19 protein-coding genes and 1 pseudogene are annotated in these 18,319 nt (G+C 50.7%); 16 read left to right on the forward strand and 4 right to left on the reverse strand.

All coding sequences use genetic code 11. From position 1 onward, the window contains the following. The first annotated feature begins 99 nt into the window (after positions 1-99). The 15 genes and pseudogenes from M3650_RS13255 (at position 100) to M3650_RS13325 (ending at position 12,034) form a co-directional block, all read left to right on the forward strand. Positions 100-1,200, forward strand: a complete 1,101-nt coding sequence (locus M3650_RS13255; RefSeq protein ID WP_251575354.1) for an ABC transporter substrate-binding protein — start codon at positions 100-102, stop codon at positions 1,198-1,200. Positions 1,201-1,270: 70 nt separating this feature from the next. Beyond that, positions 1,271-2,383 carry an ABC transporter ATP-binding protein gene (locus tag M3650_RS13260; protein WP_251575356.1) on the forward strand — a complete coding sequence of 371 codons (1,113 nt, stop codon included), beginning with the start codon at positions 1,271-1,273 and terminating at the stop codon, positions 2,381-2,383. 3 nt (positions 2,384-2,386) lie between these two features. Next, positions 2,387-3,250, forward strand: a complete 864-nt coding sequence (locus M3650_RS13265) for an ABC transporter permease (RefSeq protein WP_251575358.1) — start codon at positions 2,387-2,389, stop codon at positions 3,248-3,250. Continuing rightward, positions 3,247-4,065, forward strand: coding sequence for an ABC transporter permease (locus M3650_RS13270; protein ID WP_251575359.1), 819 nt, complete (start codon positions 3,247-3,249; stop codon positions 4,063-4,065). The genes M3650_RS13265 and M3650_RS13270 overlap by 4 nt, the downstream gene beginning before the upstream one ends. A gap of 16 nt (positions 4,066-4,081) precedes the next feature. Then, a complete protein-coding gene (locus M3650_RS13275; RefSeq protein WP_251575362.1) occupies positions 4,082-5,218 on the forward strand; it encodes a M20 family metallopeptidase in 1,137 nt (378 codons plus the stop codon). Between the two features lie 30 nt (positions 5,219-5,248). Next, positions 5,249-6,685 (forward strand): NAD-dependent malic enzyme, encoded by a 1,437-nt coding sequence (locus M3650_RS13280; RefSeq protein WP_251575364.1) that lies wholly within the window; start codon positions 5,249-5,251, stop codon positions 6,683-6,685. 11 nt (positions 6,686-6,696) lie between these two features. After that, entirely contained in the window at positions 6,697-6,846 is a 150-nt protein-coding gene (sda, locus tag M3650_RS13285) for a sporulation histidine kinase inhibitor Sda (RefSeq protein ID WP_251575366.1), read from the forward strand. A gap of 354 nt (positions 6,847-7,200) precedes the next feature. Further along, on the forward strand, positions 7,201-7,410 hold the full coding sequence (locus tag M3650_RS13290) for an ABC transporter substrate binding protein (RefSeq protein WP_251575368.1): 210 nt from the start codon (positions 7,201-7,203) through the stop codon (positions 7,408-7,410). 25 nt (positions 7,411-7,435) lie between these two features. After that, on the forward strand, positions 7,436-7,615 hold the full coding sequence (locus M3650_RS32295; RefSeq protein WP_251575369.1) for an ABC transporter substrate binding protein: 180 nt from the start codon (positions 7,436-7,438) through the stop codon (positions 7,613-7,615). Beyond that, complete coding sequence (locus M3650_RS13300; RefSeq protein ID WP_251575373.1) at positions 7,539-7,811, forward strand: ABC transporter substrate binding protein; 273 nt, start codon at positions 7,539-7,541, stop codon at positions 7,809-7,811. The genes M3650_RS32295 and M3650_RS13300 overlap by 77 nt, the downstream gene beginning before the upstream one ends. A 161-nt stretch (positions 7,812-7,972) precedes the next feature. Next, positions 7,973-8,794: pseudogene (locus M3650_RS13305) on the forward strand (ABC transporter permease). 1 nt (position 8,795) lies between these two features. Continuing rightward, positions 8,796-9,587, forward strand: a complete 792-nt coding sequence (locus M3650_RS13310; protein ID WP_251575375.1) for an ABC transporter ATP-binding protein — start codon at positions 8,796-8,798, stop codon at positions 9,585-9,587. 92 nt (positions 9,588-9,679) lie between these two features. Beyond that, positions 9,680-11,458, forward strand: a complete 1,779-nt coding sequence (locus M3650_RS13315; protein WP_251575378.1) for a methyl-accepting chemotaxis protein — start codon at positions 9,680-9,682, stop codon at positions 11,456-11,458. Between the two features lie 64 nt (positions 11,459-11,522). Continuing rightward, the gene (locus M3650_RS13320; protein ID WP_019423569.1) at positions 11,523-11,660 is read left to right on the forward strand and encodes a hypothetical protein; all 138 of its coding nucleotides are present in this window, start codon (positions 11,523-11,525) and stop codon (positions 11,658-11,660) included. 188 nt (positions 11,661-11,848) lie between these two features. After that, positions 11,849-12,034 carry a DUF2524 domain-containing protein gene (locus M3650_RS13325; protein ID WP_251575380.1) on the forward strand — a complete coding sequence of 62 codons (186 nt, stop codon included), beginning with the start codon at positions 11,849-11,851 and terminating at the stop codon, positions 12,032-12,034. 217 nt (positions 12,035-12,251) lie between these two features. Here M3650_RS13325 and M3650_RS13330 read toward each other — a convergent pair whose 3' ends face one another. From M3650_RS13330 to M3650_RS13345, 4 genes are all read right to left on the reverse strand, one after another. Beyond that, on the reverse strand, positions 12,252-14,369 hold the full coding sequence (locus M3650_RS13330) for an ABC transporter ATP-binding protein (RefSeq protein ID WP_251575382.1): 2,118 nt from the start codon (positions 14,367-14,369) through the stop codon (positions 12,252-12,254). 19 nt (positions 14,370-14,388) lie between these two features. After that, entirely contained in the window at positions 14,389-16,125 is a 1,737-nt protein-coding gene (locus tag M3650_RS13335) for an ABC transporter ATP-binding protein (protein WP_251575384.1), read from the reverse strand. Positions 16,126-16,719: 594 nt separating this feature from the next. After that, entirely contained in the window at positions 16,720-16,860 is a 141-nt protein-coding gene (locus M3650_RS13340) for a hypothetical protein (RefSeq protein WP_251575386.1), read from the reverse strand. A 244-nt stretch (positions 16,861-17,104) separates the two neighbouring features. Then, positions 17,105-17,557: a DUF441 domain-containing protein gene (locus M3650_RS13345; RefSeq protein WP_019423563.1), complete on the reverse strand. Its 453-nt coding sequence runs from the start codon at positions 17,555-17,557 to the stop codon at positions 17,105-17,107. A gap of 89 nt (positions 17,558-17,646) precedes the next feature. Here M3650_RS13345 and pcp point away from each other — a divergent pair, with 89 nt between their 5' ends. After that, positions 17,647-18,306, forward strand: a complete 660-nt coding sequence (gene pcp, locus M3650_RS13350; protein ID WP_251575388.1) for a pyroglutamyl-peptidase I — start codon at positions 17,647-17,649, stop codon at positions 18,304-18,306. Positions 18,307-18,319: the final 13 nt, after the last annotated feature.

Genomic DNA, 18,319 nt, shown 5'->3' on the forward strand with positions numbered 1-18,319 from the left:
TCTGTATTGAACATACCAAATCGCTGTGCTAAAATCAAACCAATATTCACTATTCATAAACAGTGTTCACTATATGTGAACGAATTAGGGAGGGAAATAATGAAGGTACGTCGCTGGGCTTCGTTGATATTGGCTTTGACGTTAGCAGGAACTTTGTTGGCAGCTTGCGGAGAATCGGTTTCAACCCAGAGTAATGGAAGCGATTCCAATTCAACTGCGCTTGCAGGCGAACTGATTGTTGCCGGAAACGGCGCGACGGTCGAAGCCTTGATGAAGGATGAAATTTTTAAGAAGTTCAATGACAAATACCCAGAGGTCAAGCTGTCATATGTGTCGGGCGTGTCGACTGATATTGTAGCGAAAGTCACTGCCCAGCAAGGCTCGCCACAAATAGACGTCACCGTCATCGAGGGCGGTGAACAAGAGGCGGGACGCGCAAAAGGGTTGTGGGAAACACTTGACTCGAGCCAAATTCCGAATATGTCCAAGGTTGACGAATCATTAAAGGTGAACGAGAACAGCGGCGTAACCGTCAACTTTACCCCAATGGGTATTTCGTATAATGCCAAGCTTGTACGGGAAAAAGGGCTGCCTGTCCCTGAATCATGGAATGACCTGGCTCGTCCAGAGATGAAGGGAAATATTACGCTGACGGAAATGTCCAGCAATTTCGGACGATCCGCTACCATTATGCTTGCTTATGCCAATGGCGGATCAGAGAAAGACATGACCGCAGGGTTCGATAAGCTGAAAACGATTGCCGGGTATATGCCGACCTTTGCGAAGACGGCCGCCCAGCTGCAGCAAAATTTGCAAAATCATACATCCGTGTATACAGCATGGACGATGGCGCGCAGCATTGTGCAGAAGGATCAAGGTGTGGAGCTTGAATTCGTTATTCCGCAGGAAGGGGCAAATATCGTGCCGAACGTTGCCTCTTTGGTGAAAGGCGCCAAGCATCCGGAGGCTGCAAAAGCGTTCATTGATTTCCTGTTGACGGAGGATGTCCAGATTCTGTACGCGACCAAGCTGTATTATAATACGGCCGTCGATGTGAAATTGCCGGAGGACACGGGGAAGCTGCTTGATTTCGACAAGAGCAAAATTGTCGCACTTGATTATGAAGTCATCAGCCAAAAAATGAAGGAATGGCTAGATACGTTTAATAAAGAAGTAGCACCTCAGGTCGGCAAACAATAATTCGTGTTCAAATAGAGACTTTTTTGAGCAACCATTCATGGCGAATACTTATCGGAGCGGAGGCATGTTCATGACACAATATGACGTAGAACTGCAGGGCGTGCACAAGCGCTTTGGAGGAACGGCCGTCGTTGACAATTTCAACTTGCAGGTGGAACGGGGAGAGTGTGTCACATTCCTCGGTCCTTCAGGCTGCGGGAAGACGACGACATTAAATATGATCGCTGGCTTCCTGGAACCGGATGGAGGGGAACTGCGCATTAAAGGCAAATCGATGAATGGGGTCCCTGCGAACAAGCGCGATCTCGGCATGGTGTTCCAGACCTATTCGTTGTTCCCGCATATGACCGTGGAAGAGAATGTCGCTTACGGTCTGAAGCTGAGAAAGACGTCCAAGCGTGATATGCAGGCACGCGTGCGCAAGGTGCTCGAACTGGTGAAGCTGCCGCATGTAGCCGATCGTTATCCGAAGCAGCTATCCGGCGGACAGCGTCAGCGTATTGCGATTGCCCGGGCGCTGGTGACAGAACCGTCGTTGCTCTTGCTTGACGAGCCACTCAGCAACTTGGATGCGAAGCTGCGGGAAGAATTGCGCGAGGAGCTGAAGCGGCTGCAGCAGGAGATTGGGGTAACGACTATTTTCGTCACGCATGATCAGGAAGAAGCGATGTACTTATCCGACCGTATCGTCGTCTTGGACCACGGGAAGGTGGAGCAAATTGGTGCGCCAGAGGACATATACCATTCCCCAGCGTCCGCATTTGTGCACGAGTTTATTGGGAAATCGAATCGATTTGAGGCGGTCGTCACCTCCCAGTCAAACGGCATGGGGGCGCTCGTGACGACAAACGGCATCACATTGAAGGCGGAGCAACATATGTATTCGTTCCAGGAAGGGGAGCGGGTGTCGGCTTATATCCGCCCCGAGCATATCCGAATGGCTGCAGCTCATGAGGAACGCGATGCCAAGGCAGGCCTTGGTGAAGACAATACAGTCTTTGGCACGGTTCGCCTCATCTCTTTCCTCGGATCCTATGGCGAGCTTATCGTTGACGTGGAGGGAGCTCCGGTTACCGTTCGTACGCATACGCTGCGCCGTCAGGCGGGGTTTGGCGAAGGGGAGCGCATCAAGCTCATATGGGATGCCCATGACGTCAGTGTCTTTCCGTGGAAGGAGGAGTAAGCGATGTCCAAGCTTGCGCGCAACAAAGTGTGGGCAGCGCTGCTGCTGCTCGTCCCGAGCTTCATTATTATCTTAGGCGTGTTCGTGCTGCCGATGCTATACATGCTAATGATTAGCGTTCGTGAAGACGGAGGAACGGGAGCGTGGACGGCTGCTCAGTATAAGCTCTTTTTTCAAGATCCCTATTATATTGAAGTGTTATGGCGCACGGTCAGGCTTAGCTTGTGGACGGTGCTGGCTTGCCTTATTCTTGGTTACCCTGTGGCGATGTATATGGCGAGAGCAACGCCCAAGATGCGCGGTTTCATTACTTTTCTTATTTTATCGCCGCACTTAATCAGTGTTGTCATACGCAACTTCGGCTGGGTCGTCATTTTGAGCGATAACGGCTTTATTAACAATACATTATTGAAGCTTGGGCTTATCGATAAGCCGTTGCGCTTGCTTTACAATGAGCTCGGCGTCGTAATAGGGTTAACGGATTCCCTTATTGTCTACATGGTGCTGGCGGTGGCCACGAGCCTGTATGCGGTAGATGCTTCATTATATAAGGCGGCCGGAATTCTCGGGGCATCCAAGGCGCGCATGTTCTTCAGCGTGACCTTGCCGCTCAGCATGCCTGGCATCTTTGCGGGGACGACGCTCGTATTCAGTCTGGCAATGAGCGCGTTCGTGACGCCGGCCCTTATGGGAGGCACTTCTGTGAAGGTCATGCCTGTCATCGCGTATGAGAAGATGATGGCTGCTTACGATTGGTCGCTCGGAGCGGCGCTTGCTTTCTTACTGCTCGGTTCGACACTGGGGTTGGTTGCGCTCTTTACGAAGCTGGTCGAGACGAAGCGATATAAGGAGGTGTTCTCATCATGATGAGGGAATCAGGACGTTTCCGCCTCACGCCGCTTGGCCTAATTACGTTCTTTGTCGTGCTGATGGTCATTTCACCACTGCTTATTATCGTTCCCACCTCGTTCACATCGACAGGTGTGCTGAGATTTCCGCCGGAAGGCTTTTCACTGCAATGGTATATCAAAATATTCGATCGTCCCGAATTCGTCGATTCCTTCTGGCTCAGCTTGAAGCTAGCGGTGCTGGCCGCTGTCATTGCAACGCTCTTCGGCACGCTGGCTGCGTTGGCGCTTCACAAATACAGGCCGCCTGGCAGCGGTGCGATTAACGCTCTCTTGCTGTCGCCGCTAACGGTGCCTTCACTCATTATCGGGATTTCAGCACTCTTATTTTTTACACGGATCGGGCTCGCAGGAACGTTTACAGGACTTCTCTTATCTCATATACTCATTTCGGTGCCGTACGTAGTGCGGCTGGTGTTAACTGGACTCAGCTCCTTCGATTATACATTGGAACGAGCGGCTGCTATATTGGGCGCTCACCCGATACGCACCTTCTGGGACATTACGCTCCCGGTCATCCGGCCAGCGATCTTCTCCGGAATGGTGTTCGCCTTCTTAACTTCATTCGATAACGTGACGGTATCGCTCTTTCTCGTTTCGCCGTCGACGACCACGCTGCCGATGGCGATATTCAACTATATGCAGGAGTCGCTGACTCCGCTTGTCGCTTCGATTTCATCCATCATGATTTTACTTAGTCTTATTTTTATTTTCATCTTAGAACGGGTATATGGATTAGACCGCTTATTCGGTTCCAATTCGCATTCCCATTAAGGCAGGTCGAGAACCTATGAATTTTGTATCGCAGCTCGAACGTTGGTTGCCGGACATGGTCGCTCTCTTGGCGGAGAGTGTCAACATGGATTCTCCGTCCACGGACAAGTCATTAACGGACCGGATGATCGGTTGGTATGCTGCACGCTGCAGCGAAGTTCTCCAAGCACAGGTAGAGCGCGTTCCGAACCGGCAATACGGAGATCGGTTGGCCGTTCGTGTAGGCAATGGTCCGAGGCAAGTTCTGCTGGTCGGCCATGCGGATACGGTATGGCCTGCTGGCGAGGCGAAGCTCAGGCCGTTCCGAATTGATGGGGATCGCGCCTTCGGTCCTGGCGTCTACGATATGAAGGCAGGTCTTATTCAAGCATTATTTGCATTAAAATTGCTGCAAACGACAAATAAACTTTCCCAACAGCTATCAATTGTGTTATTAATTAATAGTGATGAAGAAATTGGGAGTCCCACCTCCCGGCAATGGATCGAATCTTATGCGCGCAAGAGCGAGGCCGCCTTTGTGCTGGAGCCTCCCATGGAACCGTATGGAGCGGTAAAGACCGCCCGCAAAGGCAGCGGTCGCTTCCTGCTGTCCTTGGAAGGACGGTCAGCCCACGCCGGAGTCAACCCGGAGGCGGGCGTGTCCGCAGTCGAGGAGATGGCGCGACAGATTATTAGATTGCATACTTGGTCCGAACCAAGCCGCGGCATTTATATCAACGTAGGTGTCGTAAACGGGGGCATCGGTGCGAATGTCATAGCAGATCGCGCGACGGCGGAAATTGATGTTCGCGTGCAGACGATGGACGATTTTCGGCATTTTGCAGCGAGAATGAACCATCTGACGCCCTTTCATCCCGAAGTTCGCATGCAAATGACTGGGGATATGAATCGCCCGCCGATGGAAAGAACGAAGCAAATCGAACGACTGTTCAATATCGCCCGCGGGGCTGCCTGGGATCAATTGAACCTTGATCTCGGTGAAACGAGCACGGGCGGAGTCAGTGATGGGAATTTTATTGCAGCATGCGGAACGCCGACATTGGACGGGCTTGGAGTCCGCGGAGACGGAGCACATTCATCGTCAGAATATATATGGCTTACAGAACTTCCGCGCAGAGCCGCATTGTTGGCGGGCATCTTAGAACGCTTATAAAGGATCTTACGCCAAGGGAGAGTGACGACAATGGCCAAGTCGTTAGGGTCAAGCACGAATATTATTATTCGTATGGAAATTGATAAAAATCAGTGCACATTTGCACAAGTTGCAGCAGCTATCGGTGAAGGCGGCGGTGACATTGTTGCGATTGACGTCATTCGCGGCACAGCGACATCAACAGTTCGCGACATTACGGTTAACGTATATGACGGCAGCGTAGGCGATCGCATCGTCCAACATTTGAAGCAAGTGGAAGGCGTCAAAATCGTTAACGTATCGGACCAGACGTTCCTGCTTCATTTGGGCGGCAAAATTGAAATGCAGCCAAAGGTTCCGATCCGGAACCGCGATGATTTGTCGCGTGTCTATACCCCAGGTGTAGCACGTGTCTGTATGGCAATTCACGAGGATCCTTCTCGTGCCTATACGCTGACGATTAAGCGGGATACGGTTGCCGTCGTCTCAGACGGAACGGCCGTGCTCGGACTGGGCGATATCGGTGCGATGGCCGCGATGCCGGTCATGGAAGGGAAGGCGATGCTGTTCAAGCAATTCGCGAATGTCGACGCGTTCCCGATCTGTCTCGATACGCAGGATACGGAAGAGATTATCCGGACGATTCAGGCGATCGCACCAGCCTTCGGCGGCATCAATTTGGAGGATATTTCAGCACCGCGCTGCTTCGAGATCGAACAGCGTCTGAACGAGCTGCTCGACATCCCGGTCTTCCATGACGATCAGCACGGTACGGCTGTCGTCTTGCTTGCCGGTATTTTGAACTCGCTGCGCATCGTCGGCAAGCGGATAGAAGATTGCAAGATCATATTGTGCGGCATCGGCGCAGCTGGAATGGCATGTACGGAAATGCTAATGTCCGCTGGAGCGGTCAACGTTATCGGCGTCGATCGGCAAGGAGCGCTTAATCGGGATGAATTGTACGCGAACGAGGCTTGGAACCGTTTTGCGGCGAAGACGAATCCGAATGGTGAGCGCGGCATGCTGTCTGATGTCATTAAAGGGGCGGACGTGTTCATCGGCGTATCGGGTCCAGGTGTGTTGAAGAAGGAAGACGTATCTGCGATGGCGTCGGATCCGATCATATTCGCGATGGCGAACCCGACACCCGAAATCGATCCAGAGGAAATCGAAGGCATAGCCCGCATTATTGCGACTGGCCGCTCGGATTACCCGAATCAGATTAACAATGTGCTCTGCTTCCCAGGGTTGTTCCGTGGCGTGCTGGATTGCCGCGCCTCCAAAGTGACCGAGCGCATGAAGCTGGCGGCGGCCCATGCGATTGCGGAAGTGGTGTCCCCTGAAGAATTAAGTGAACTATATATTATTCCGAGCGTCTTTAACACGCAGGTCGTGTCCAAGGTTCGCGACGCGGTGGTGGATGCCGCGTATGCAGATGGTGTGGCTCGCCGGCGTGATTATCGAGACAGCACGAACAAAGGAGTATAGAGAGAGCAATCATGTTTGCGCTATTAAAAGACGAATCTTTGTTAGAAGCTTATCAAGAAGCGCTCCGTATGGAGTTAGAGCCTTCTTTCGTAGAGCTGCTGCGCATTGAAATCGAGAGCAGGAAGCAGGGAGGCAGCCATCTTCATCACACAACGCAATAAAGAAAAATTCACATTCGTGTGAAACATACATCCAACAAAGCCATCTTTCGACAGCAGTGAAGAAAGATGGCTTTGTTTATATATGGAACAAGAAAGCTATAAAACACCCATTTTCCACCTAAAAAATACCATAAATATCAAACGTTTATATTGACGAGACGGCATAAATATATACAATTATGTCAATGGTACGTTACTGGGTTCATGCTTTTGTACATTAAACCATAAAAACGGTAATTGACTATCGATGCGTCGCATTAGTGCAGATTATAATTCAGTCCATATCGTGGGAGACAAGCGCAGGATATCCCGGTTCTGTTTACTGCTGTAACGGACCCGATTGGGGCAGGCTTGGTGAAGAGTATGGAGAGTCCGGGCGGTAACGTGACGGGAACGACTGACCTGCACCCGGAAGCGATTTCGAAGCTGATGGAGTTTATCAAGAACAATGTGAAGGACGTAACGGCGGTCGGCATATTAGCCAACGAAGGCGAGCAAAACACGATCGTGAACGTGACACAAGCGGAGGAGTCGCTGACAAAGCTAGGCTTAACCCGTTCATAAAGCGCCGGTCACGAACAGCTCTGAAGTGAAGCAGGCTGCCGAATCGCTTGTTGGCAAGGTGCAGGCAATCTATGTGCCTTCCGACAATACGGTGGTCAGCGCATTAAGCGCTGCGGTTGGCGTTGCGAATGACAACAAAATTCCGCCTGTTTGTGGCAGAGAAAGATTCGGTCAAGAACGGCGGTGTGGCATCCTATGGCTTTGAATATTTCGATCTTGGTTACACGACAGGCAAAATGGCAGTAGAAATATTGAAGGATGGCAAGAAGGCGTCGGATATCGCGGCCAAATTCCCTGAATCGCTTGATCTGGCCTTGAACTTGAAGGCTGCGGCAGCGCAAGGCTTTGAAGTGTCGGATGCGCTGAAACAAGAAGTGAAGCCAGATAACTTATTCGAATAAAAGCGATATCGCATCTGCCGAGGTACTGAGCGGAACGAAATGTATGGTCGGCAAGAACGGTCGGCAAGGTGACGGCACGTTGTCCGGTGAAGACGGATAATACGACCTGCATCATTGCAGGCCGTTCTTTATTTTATAAGATTATTAAGGAGGAACAAGTGATGAGTGGATTTTTGATGGCAATGCAAAAATCAGTTGAACTCGGTTTGTTATATGCCATTATGGCGCTTGGAGTATATATAACGTTTCGAATTTTGGATTTTCCGGATTTGACGGTAGACGGCAGCTTTACGACAGGGGCGGCGATTGCCGCGCTATGCATTACATCGGACATTCATCCGTTAATCGGCACAGTGCTCGCCTTTTTAGGAGGGGGCATAGCGGGGATGATTACGGGGCTTATCCATACGAAAGGTAAAATCAATGCGCTTTTGTCTGGTATTTTGATGATGATCGCCCTTTATTCCATCAACTTGCGCATTATGGGGAAGGCCAACATCGGGATAGTGAACACGGATACGGTATTGACCCCATTGTCGCTAGGATACACGATGCTCATCGTTATGGGAGGATACGCAGCTTCGGCGTTCATACCGACAGTACACTTATACTCGGGGTCAGTCTCTCCAATGCGCTTGTTGCTTTCTCAGGCGCCTTGATCGCACAGTCACAAGGCTTTGCCGACATTCAATCAGGCGTGGGCATGATCGTAGTCGGATTAGCTTCGGTTATTATCGGCGAAGCCACCCTTTGGACATCGCACCATCGCACGGGCGACATTTGCCGTTCTTCTGGGCGCTGTATTATATCGTGTTATCGTCGCGATCGCGCTGCGTTTGCAGATGAACGCGACTGATATGAAGCTGCTTACAGCCGTCATCGTCATCGTTGCCTTGACGCTGCCTATGATTCGCCGCTCGGTGAATCAGCGCAACATAAGCCGTCAGCGAGCTATTCAATATACAAAAGAGGGCGGTGAGTAAAATGTTGAAAATTGAACAGGTCAGTAAATTTTTTAATCCGAACACAGCGGACGAGAAGTTGGCACTGACGCATATTCATTTGCATCTGAATCAAGGTGATTTCGTGACGATTATCGGCAGCAACGGGGCAGGCAAATCGACGTTGATGAATATTATATCTGGTGTAATCCTTCCCGACATCGGGAATGTAATCATCGATGACCGCGATGTGACATCGATGCCCGAGCATCGGCGGAGCCGCTGGATTGGCAGAGTATTTCAAAATGGCAGGTACGGCGCATGCGATGACGATCGAGGAGAACTTGGCTATCGCCGCAGCACGCATAGGAAGGCGTGGACTAGGCCCAGGAGTGAACCGTCATCGCCGTACGTGGTTCAAGGAACAGCTGGCCAGCTGCGGCTGGGCCTTGAGGATCGCTTGAGTGCGAAGGTCGGCCTGTTATCTGGTGGGGAGCGCCAAGCGCTTAGCTTGCTGATGGCGACATTTACGAATCCTAGCATTTTGCTGTTAGATGAGCATACGGCGGCCCTTGATCCGGCTCGTGCCGAACTGATTACACGTTTGACGGAAGAAATCGTCCGGAGGTCCTCGCTAACGACATTAATGGTGACGCACAATATGGAGCAGGCGATTCGGTTCGGCAACCGGCTGATAATGATGGATAAAGGCAGAATCGTGCTAGATATTGCGGCAGCTGACAAAGGCTCACTGACGGTCGAGGAACTGCTGCGTGAGTTCGAACGGGTGCTTGGAGAGCAATTCGTCGATGATCGTGTCGTATTGGGGGGATAAATGATCTAAAAAGATGCATACGCGCTTCCAAAAATATGATAAAATCCATGAAGATTACTTTATTGTAAGCAAGATTGAAAAGGGGGACGCTCATGGATTGGTTTAAGCGCAGCATCATTCCGAAGCTTATTTTGGTTTCGTACATCATTGTGATGGCGATTAGCGGCTTTTTCATCATGCGGGAGTATTCTCGTGAAAAAGCGTTATACCTGGACTTTTTACAACAAAAGCATGAATTGTTCGTGAAGATGGAATTAACCGATGTAAAGGGCGCGATCCGGCAAGCATCCGACATGCTGCAGAGCAAAGAAGCCAATGCGCCGATGGAAGATTCGATCTTCAGGCTCATACGCGGACGTCTTAATGTCATTGCCAAGGATGACATTGTAAACGCCTTCCTTATTGTGCCTGAAGGGAAGCAAGAAGGGGCGGAACGTGCCGCATTTCGTATTCTGCAAGCGAATAGCGGCCTTGAACAGCAAGGGGTGACCGCGAACAAGACCTACGAAATGCCGCCATCCATTGAAGAGGCATATAAAGAGATGATGAAGAAGGGACAAGCCTTGTCCGACGAGTTCCTTATCGGTGATGATACGCTGATTAGCGCGATTGCGCCGGTCAAGGATGATCGCGGCAAGACGCTTGCTTACTTTGTGCTTGATTTTGACTACACACCGGTCAAGCAAGAGTTCATGAACTACTTGAAGCAGGCGCTCATTACCGGTTTGGCGTTGGGATTCGTCGGCATGCTTATTCTCACTTGGTATATTTACCGCCAACTCAAGCCGCTTAACGTCATCCATCGTCTTAGTGAGCAAGCAGCGGAAGGCGATCTGACGGTGAAGCTGGATGTGAAGACGCAAGACGAAATCGGGCGGCTGTCAACCGTATTCAATCATATGATTGATCGACTGGGGAATTTGCTGCAGAGCGTACAGCAAGCTGCGAACAATGTGTCGATATCGTCGCAAGAGCTGAAGCGCGGCGCGGAAGAAACAGCCATCGCGGCGCAAGAAGCGGCAAGCGCGATGATGGAAGTGACGAACGGAGCGTTGGAGCAGCAGCATAACGCGAAAGAGACGAAAGCAGCGATGGGTGAAATTGCAACAGGCGTTCAGCAGATCGCGGCATCATCTGATCAAGTAGCGCTATGGATGCAGCAATCTTCAACACAGGCAAATACTGGGCGTAATGTCGTGGAACGAGCGGTCGAGCAGATGAATGTCATCCAATCCGCATCCGAAGAGACGCACCACGCTTTTTCAAGCTTGTCTGAAGTGGTCAACCAGATTAACGGGGCCGCCAGCTTAATCCAAAATAGTGTCAAGCAGACGGAGCTGCTCGCGTTGAATACCTCGATTGAAGCTGCTCGCGCCGGTGAGCACGGACGGGGCTTCCAGGTAGTCGCGTTGGAAGTGCGCCAATTGGCAGAGCATTCGAAGCGTTCACTTCATACTATTATGGAGTTGATTCATGAAGTTCATGCAAAGCAAATGATGACCGAGCAAGCCGCGCTGCGGCAGCAGGATGCGGTTATGCATGGTCTGACGGCGGTCCAAGAGGCAGATAACGCCTTCAGCAGCATATCCTCAGCCATTGCTCAGACGAATGAGCAGGTGGAGCAGTATCGAACGATCGCTAAGCAGATTGCGCAATCCTGCGAAGATGTCTCGCTGCTCGTCGAGCAGTTGTCCAGCGTCGCCGAGAGCTCCCACGATCATACGTCCCGCGTCGCTGCTACGACGGAAGAACAGTCGGCGCTCACGGAACAGATTGCCGCCTCTGCTGACAGCTTATTGTCATTGAGTCGGGATATGGAATCGATGCTGACGCAATTCAAGGTCAACTCGAACGACAGCAACAAGCAGTAATTGCATCATGTCCTTCGTCATAAAAGAGTGTGCTGTGGGAAGGATAAGGGTGGAGGTGAGCGGCATGCCGCACAATAAAGCGGAACGCATTCATCAACAGCAGAACAAATCAAGCCAAAAAGAAGAAAGCATCACGCTTAAGCCTGAGAAAGCGGGCGCCCGACCACCAAGCCTCAACCGCATTCCTAAGCAGGAAGGCTAGTTGATGGGAATTCATTTGAATTCATTCATTGCAGCATACTAAACCATGACAAAGGATGTGTATAACAATGGCACACAAACAGCAAGGGCATTCCAGACAAAACACGACGACACGCACTTCGGACGCCAACAACGCAAAAGGAAAAAACAAAAGCAAATAGCAGCAGGCTTTAGGCTGGAGGGATTACGATGCTCGACAATATTGAAAGTGATTATAACTGTGCGCAAGTAAACGACGATCTGCCCCAGCTTATAGCAGAGCTCGAGTCGTTGCGCACAAAAGCCATCGGCGGCATGTCCGATGAGATCGAGCAGGAAATGAATCGCGTGGAAAACCAAATTCATTTTATAAAAAACAAATGCTCTTTACACTAGCACGACCAGCGTAGGTAAGGAGAAAGGAGCTATCCCAAAAGTAGTTAAATCTCTTGAGGGACAGCTCAGTTCATTAAAACAAAAAATGGTGGGGCAGGTTCTATTCTGCTCCACCATTTTGCGTTTTTATACGGCTTATGCGTAAATAATGGGAAGGCCCTTTACCTTGAGCCCCTTTTCGTTTTTTAAAATGTAATTTAACAGTTCGCCCTAACGCCTACAGGGAGGGCACGATGGTGGCGGCAGACTGTGCCGCGGCGGTGTGCTGCACACCGTACACATCCGTATTTGTAGCTGTATTGCCCGCGCCTTGCTGCAATTGATACATTTTGTAATAACGGCCTTTTAGCGCCATCAGCTCATCGTGAGATCCGCGTTCGGCGATTTCACCCCGATGTAGAACGAGAATGACGTCGGCGCTGCGAATTGTGGACAGACGGTGAGCAATGATGAATGTGGTGCGTCCGCGCTTCAGCACGTCTAGCGCCTCTTGAATGATAGACTCCGTCTCCGTATCGATATTGGCCGTTGCTTCATCCAGAATAAGAATGGCCGGTTGAAAGGCGAGCGCCCGTGCGAACGAGATTAACTGCCGCTGTCCGGCAGACAGTGTGCTTCCTTTCTCAACGACGGGTTCGTCGAACCCGTTAGGCAGCCCTTTCAGCACACGATCAGCCCCGACAGCCCGCAATGCGTCCTCTACTTGTTGACGCGAAATTCGCGGGTCATTCAAGCTGACGTTGCTCGCAATCGTCCCGGTGAACAAATACGGGTCCTGCAGCACAATGCCCATATGCTCGCGTATCCACTGCTTTGGCACGCTCGTTATCGGTGTGCCGTCAATGCGGACCTCGCCTTTTTGCGGATCATAGAAGCGGAATAGCAGGTTCATAATCGAGCTTTTTCCTGATCCAGTATGCCCGACAAGCGCCACCGTCTGACCCGGCTTTGCTTCGAACGAAATTTGTTTCAATACAAAGTCTTCTTTATAGGCGAAGGAAACTTGATCGAACTCGACATGACCTTGGTAACGAGGCATAGAGCCTTCGGAGAGCACTTCGCCCGGTTCATCCATCAACTCGAATACGCGGCCCGCCGAGACGAGTGATGAATCCAAGCTGGCCAACTGGTTGACCATGCCTGTAATCGGTTGGAACAAGCGATTCAACAGGTCTGAAAATGCATACAGCACACCGAGTGTAATCACCCCAGAACCACTCAGCGACGCTCCTCCGAAATACCACAGCACTACCGCAAAAGAAATATTTCGCAAGACGGTAACCAAATTATGAGACGTTAATGCGTTCAAATTCAACATCTTGTTCTGATTCGCCAAATATTCTTCATTCCAATTTTCGAATTCCTCCATCGTTTCTTTCTGACGGCGGAACGAGCGAATGACCGGGATCCCTTGAATGGATTCGTTAATCATTGCATTGATGGAGCTCAATCGCGAGCGTATCACTTTGTTATATTTTGTTGCAAATTTACGGTAGAGCACAATCCAAATAATAATAATCGGCAGCACGAACGTGCAAATCAATGCCAGCTTCACATCCAGAATGAACAGTGCCACATAAATACCTGTAATCGTAATGATACCTGAGGTGAAGCTCTCCAGCACCGAGACGAACAGATCCTTCACTGCCTCCGTGTCATTCGTTACCCGGGAGACGACTTTGCCCGCAGGTAAATTGTCGAAATACGGGATTGGCAGACGCTGCACGTGCGCATATACATCGCCCCGCAGCTTGCGGATGACCCGGTTCGCCGCCGTCTGCAGCCCCAGTATCTGGCCGAAGCTCATTATGACGCTAACGAGCAGGAGACCGACATATAAAGCCATATTTTGAATAATGCCGATAATTTCAGGCTGATAAAACGTTAAAAGCTGCTGCAAGGTCATTGCCGTTGCAGGGGACGACCATGTGGCAGCTCCCGTGCCAATCGTTAATGTACCCCCTTCGTAGCGACGCTCTCCCGCAATAGCAGGGACAGAGCCGTCCACGAAGATGAATTGCTTGCCAACTTGTAAAATACGGACCTCTTTGCCTTTCGAATCCACTTCTGCAAAGCGATCCTCTCGCTTGAAGTGGCGTCCTTCATAAGCAATTGCGCCCTTCGCATCAGCAGACGTTTCATAGTAAGGCTTTTCGATGCCCAGTATATGTTTATCAATTATATTTTTTGCAATAAACGGACCAGAGAGCTGTGCAGCAACGGTTAAAATCAGCATGAGCAAAGCGATGATGAAGCTCGCTTTGTACTGCAAAGCATATTGCCACAGGCGCTTGCCGACATGTTTCGGATCGGTCGTCTGTTGTTCCACTTCCATATACGAAGTCCTCCTATAATTATAATCCGGATTCCAGCTGCTGACGTTCGTATTGTTCTTTATACCAACCGTCTTGCTTCAACAGCTCTTCATGTGTGCCTTCTTCAATGATTTTGCCGTCATCGAGCACGATAATCCTATCAGCATGCTCCACGGCGGACAGCCGGTGCGTCGTAATAAGCGTCGTCTTGCCGGAGCGCTGCTCGCGGATGTTGGCGATAATATTGGCTTCCGTGCGGGCATCTACCGCCGAGAGCGCATCATCGAGTATCAAGATTTCCGGCTCTTTAATGAAGGCGCGCGCCAACGAAACACGCTGCTTCTGGCCTCCGGACAATGCGACGCCTCTCTCGCCGACAAGGGTCTCCACTCCGTTTAAGAGAGTCGGGATGTCATGGGTGAAGGAGGCGGTGTCGATGGCGTTCATGACATCGTCATCGCTGCCGCCCGAGCAACCGTATAATATATTTTGCTTGACTGTTTTGGAGAATAATATCTGCTCCTGCGGCACGTAGCCGATCCAACTATGAATGCGATCGATCGGAATCTGCTCGACCGGAACGCCGTTAATCCGAAACTCGCCGTCGCCCATCGGATATTCGCGCAGCAGTTGCTTGACGAAGGTGGACTTCCCGCTGCCGGTCCGGCCGACGATGCCAAGCGTCTGTCCTTTACGCAAAGTCAATGACACATGAGCCAAGTTGTCTGCCGTCGAAGCCGGATACCGGAATCGGTAATTGCTCCAGGTGAGCATTTCCGGAACGGCGACATCTTTGGTCTGTGCAGCATCTTGAACGTCTGGAGTATAGAACAGCACTTCATTGACCCGGTCGAGCGAGGCGTTGCCGCGCTGCATGACGTTAATCAAATTACCGATGGCGAACATCGGCCATATCATCATCCCGAGATACATATTGAACGCGAGCAGTTCTCCGAGCGACAGCTCGTTATGAATGATGAGATAAGCTCCGTAACCCAATCCGATCATGTAGCTCAAGCCGATACACAGCCGAATTGTCGGATCGAACAAGGCGTCGACTTTGGCGACTTCAATATTTTTTTCATATACGTCCTGGGTAATGCCGCGGAAGCGCGCCTCATCGGATTTCTCCTGCACATACGCACGGAGCACCCGCACGCCGCCGACGGATTCGAGTACCTGATCGTTCATACCTCCGAACGCATTCTGAGCAACCGTATAGCGTTCATGAATCTTTTTGCCGAACACGTTCATGGCCACGGCAATGAAGGGAAGCGGCAGCAAGGCCGCCAGTGTCAGCTTCCACTGGAGCAGGAACATAGCGAACAGCACGACGACCAAAAATGCGGTCGAGTCTGTCAAAGTAAGCATGCCAAATCCCGTCGTTTGCGATACCGAGCGCAGATCGTTCGTGGCGCGTGCCATCAAATCACCGGTACGGTGTTTTTCGAAAAATGGAGGAGTCATCTTGAGAAGATGACGCATCAGCTTGGAACGAAGCTTGCGCTCGACCAAGTTCGCGCCCCCAAAAATTTGGTACATCCATACGTATGTGATTCCATAAATAACGACCATGGAGATAAGGATGTAGGATAGGTAACGCAATAGCGATTCCGCCGTAATGACTCCATATACGATGTCGTCGATGGCTTGCCCCAGCAGCCGAGGCGGTATCAGTTCGATTACGCCAACCACTATTAGCATCGTCACTCCGATGATATATCTCGTCTTATGTTCTTTAAAGAACCAACCGAGCTTGCCTAGTACAGACAGCATGAAATTTCACTTCCTTTGTCTCTTTAGAGGATAATATGTAAAAATAAAAAAGGTATATCGTTCGTAGACGATATACCTCTGGGTTACGCAAGGTGTATGTTCGAGCGATATTAGCGCCCGTCTTGTTCATATGAAGTGATCGCATCGCTTCGCCTTGGACTGTGTCCGAACAGGGCTTGCGAGGCACGCCAGCGTATGCTGCGCGCAAAGGTACACTTCATGAGAGAATCACGATCCGGTTCGATGCTGGTGCATTATGCTTACGAATGATCGTTTCTTCCGGCAGGGCTCCAAACATATGAAATTAGTTGATGGAATACATGATTCCGTTGATTGGTATCAAATAATTTGCGCATGGAGTTCACCCGCCTTTCTGAAGTAATGTTCACTGCGACGATGTTTCCGCTCAATAAATTGTACGAAAAAGTCGCTTCTGTTTGTTGATTCTAGCATCGTTCTTCAAGCATTGTCAACTAATTTTTGCATCATTTTTACACCTTGTGCGTTATATTCCACGTAATCTTGTCTGCGTTCGCACCTTATCGAAACGAGGTGAAGACGGCATTAGCCTAGCATATGACGGCGCGTTCAACCTCATTCCATCAGTAAATAAAAAGCCGCCGCTCTACAAAAATTCGATGATATCGCGTTCCACGGCGGCATCGCCGCCAAGCTGCTCTGGCCGTACCGCATTAAGGTGACGTCCTGTCCCGCAGCAGCGAGATGCCGCGCCAAGACCGTCGCCGCGGTTATTGCCTTTACCGACGAGTACGACCCAATGTCATCGCGCCCATGCGGTTATTTCGCTCTTTTTGAATCCTTTATCCCGATTGTAACGCTTCCATTCATTTGCTGGCAAACCGGATTCGTCGTATGATGTGTGAGGGCGAAAAGCGGTTCATGGAAAGAAAAGGACGCCCCGATCGAACCGTCCGAAGCGTCTTGTGCGTACTGTTTTACGATTCCTATATTGCAATGATTACGATTTGCCAATGAATAACGATAGAATCCCAGCGGCAATGAGCGGTCCGACTGGCACGCCGCGGAACAAGGCGACGCCGAGCACCGTGCCGACCAATAATCCGGCGACGATCGTCGGGGATTGGCCCATTAGCTGAGCACCCCGTCCACCTAGGTAAGCGACGAGCATTCCGATGACGACAGCCAAGAGCGATTTCCAGTTCACAAAGGAAGCCAAAATCGTCTCGACGGACATTTTTCCGCTTGCAATCGGCGACATGACCCCGATCGTTAAAATAATAATTCCGACGGTGAGCCCGTATTTTTCTATCCAAGGGAACAGGCTGTTCAGGTTGGTTACGCGCAGCAGCAGCAGCACGATCATGGCGATCGTAATGGTGGAATTGCCGCTAACAATGCCCAAACCCGCCATTCCGAGTAATAGAAGTGATGAGATATCAAGCTGTGACATAGTTCGCTGCTCCTTTCACACGTTGACAAGGATATCATATTTTCCGCCAGATTGAAATGAACCATACTATACATAAGAGGTGCATCAATATGAGCAAAAACTTATTACTAACGGGCTTTGACCCATTCGGAGCAGACAGCATCAACCCTTCATGGGAAGCGGTACGCTCCCTCCATGGACGTACTATTGGCAGTTACCAAGTACACGCGGTGCAGCTGCCGACTTCGTTCGCGCGTGCAGGAACTGCGCTGCGTGAAGCGATGAATACGTTCGCGCCAGATGCCATGCTCTGCATCGGACAAGCGGGAGGAAGACCGGATATTACATTGGAACGGGTAGCCATCAATCTGATGGATGCGCGCATACCGGATAACGACGGAGCACAGCCGACAGATGACGAGGTCATGCGGGGCGGACCTGCCGCGTATTGGTCGCGTCTGCCCGTAAAAGCGCTGCGCCAAGCATTGCGTGCTGCCGGCATACCATGCTCGATCTCATATACAGCGGGGACATTTGTCTGCAACGCGATCTTCTATACGTTAATGCATGAGCTTCATATTGAGCCTGACGGTTCAGGAAAGCGCGGCGGCTTCATCCATATTCCGTATTTGCCCGAGCAAGCGGCCGTCCATCCCAATGCCGCAAGCATGTCATTAAGCTCCATCACCCATGGCTTGGAAACCATCATTTTACATCTGGATGACGTTGAAGATACTAACTGTAGCGCCGGGACGTTACATGGGGCCTAAAGTAGGCTATAAT

The sequence above is a fragment of the Paenibacillus sp. MER TA 81-3 genome, assembly GCF_023713585.1.
Lineage (GTDB): Bacteria > Bacillota > Bacilli > Paenibacillales > Paenibacillaceae > Paenibacillus_B > Paenibacillus_B profundus.

Excerpts from the sequence above, each read along its gene's own strand:
- sda (WP_251575366.1), top strand. The coding sequence starts at position 6,697 with ATGTTTGCGCTATTAAAAGACGAATCTTTGTTAGAAGCTTATCAAGAA.
- M3650_RS13320 (WP_019423569.1), top strand. The coding sequence starts at position 11,523 with ATGCCGCACAATAAAGCGGAACGCATTCATCAACAGCAGAACAAATCA.
- M3650_RS13335 (WP_251575384.1), bottom strand. The coding sequence starts at position 16,125 with ATGCTGTCTGTACTAGGCAAGCTCGGTTGGTTCTTTAAAGAACATAAG.
- M3650_RS13300 (WP_251575373.1), top strand. The coding sequence starts at position 7,539 with ATGACAACAAAATTCCGCCTGTTTGTGGCAGAGAAAGATTCGGTCAAG.
- M3650_RS13315 (WP_251575378.1), top strand. The coding sequence starts at position 9,680 with ATGGATTGGTTTAAGCGCAGCATCATTCCGAAGCTTATTTTGGTTTCG.
- M3650_RS13330 (WP_251575382.1), bottom strand. The coding sequence starts at position 14,369 with ATGGAAGTGGAACAACAGACGACCGATCCGAAACATGTCGGCAAGCGC.
- M3650_RS13260 (WP_251575356.1), top strand. The coding sequence starts at position 1,271 with ATGACACAATATGACGTAGAACTGCAGGGCGTGCACAAGCGCTTTGGA.
- M3650_RS13325 (WP_251575380.1), top strand. The coding sequence starts at position 11,849 with ATGCTCGACAATATTGAAAGTGATTATAACTGTGCGCAAGTAAACGAC.
- M3650_RS13275 (WP_251575362.1), top strand. The coding sequence starts at position 4,082 with ATGAATTTTGTATCGCAGCTCGAACGTTGGTTGCCGGACATGGTCGCT.
- M3650_RS13265 (WP_251575358.1), top strand. The coding sequence starts at position 2,387 with ATGTCCAAGCTTGCGCGCAACAAAGTGTGGGCAGCGCTGCTGCTGCTC.
- M3650_RS13270 (WP_251575359.1), top strand. The coding sequence starts at position 3,247 with ATGATGAGGGAATCAGGACGTTTCCGCCTCACGCCGCTTGGCCTAATT.
- M3650_RS13280 (WP_251575364.1), top strand. The coding sequence starts at position 5,249 with ATGGCCAAGTCGTTAGGGTCAAGCACGAATATTATTATTCGTATGGAA.
- M3650_RS13345 (WP_019423563.1), bottom strand. The coding sequence starts at position 17,557 with ATGTCACAGCTTGATATCTCATCACTTCTATTACTCGGAATGGCGGGT.
- M3650_RS13255 (WP_251575354.1), top strand. The coding sequence starts at position 100 with ATGAAGGTACGTCGCTGGGCTTCGTTGATATTGGCTTTGACGTTAGCA.
- pcp (WP_251575388.1), top strand. The coding sequence starts at position 17,647 with ATGAGCAAAAACTTATTACTAACGGGCTTTGACCCATTCGGAGCAGAC.
- M3650_RS13310 (WP_251575375.1), top strand. The coding sequence starts at position 8,796 with ATGTTGAAAATTGAACAGGTCAGTAAATTTTTTAATCCGAACACAGCG.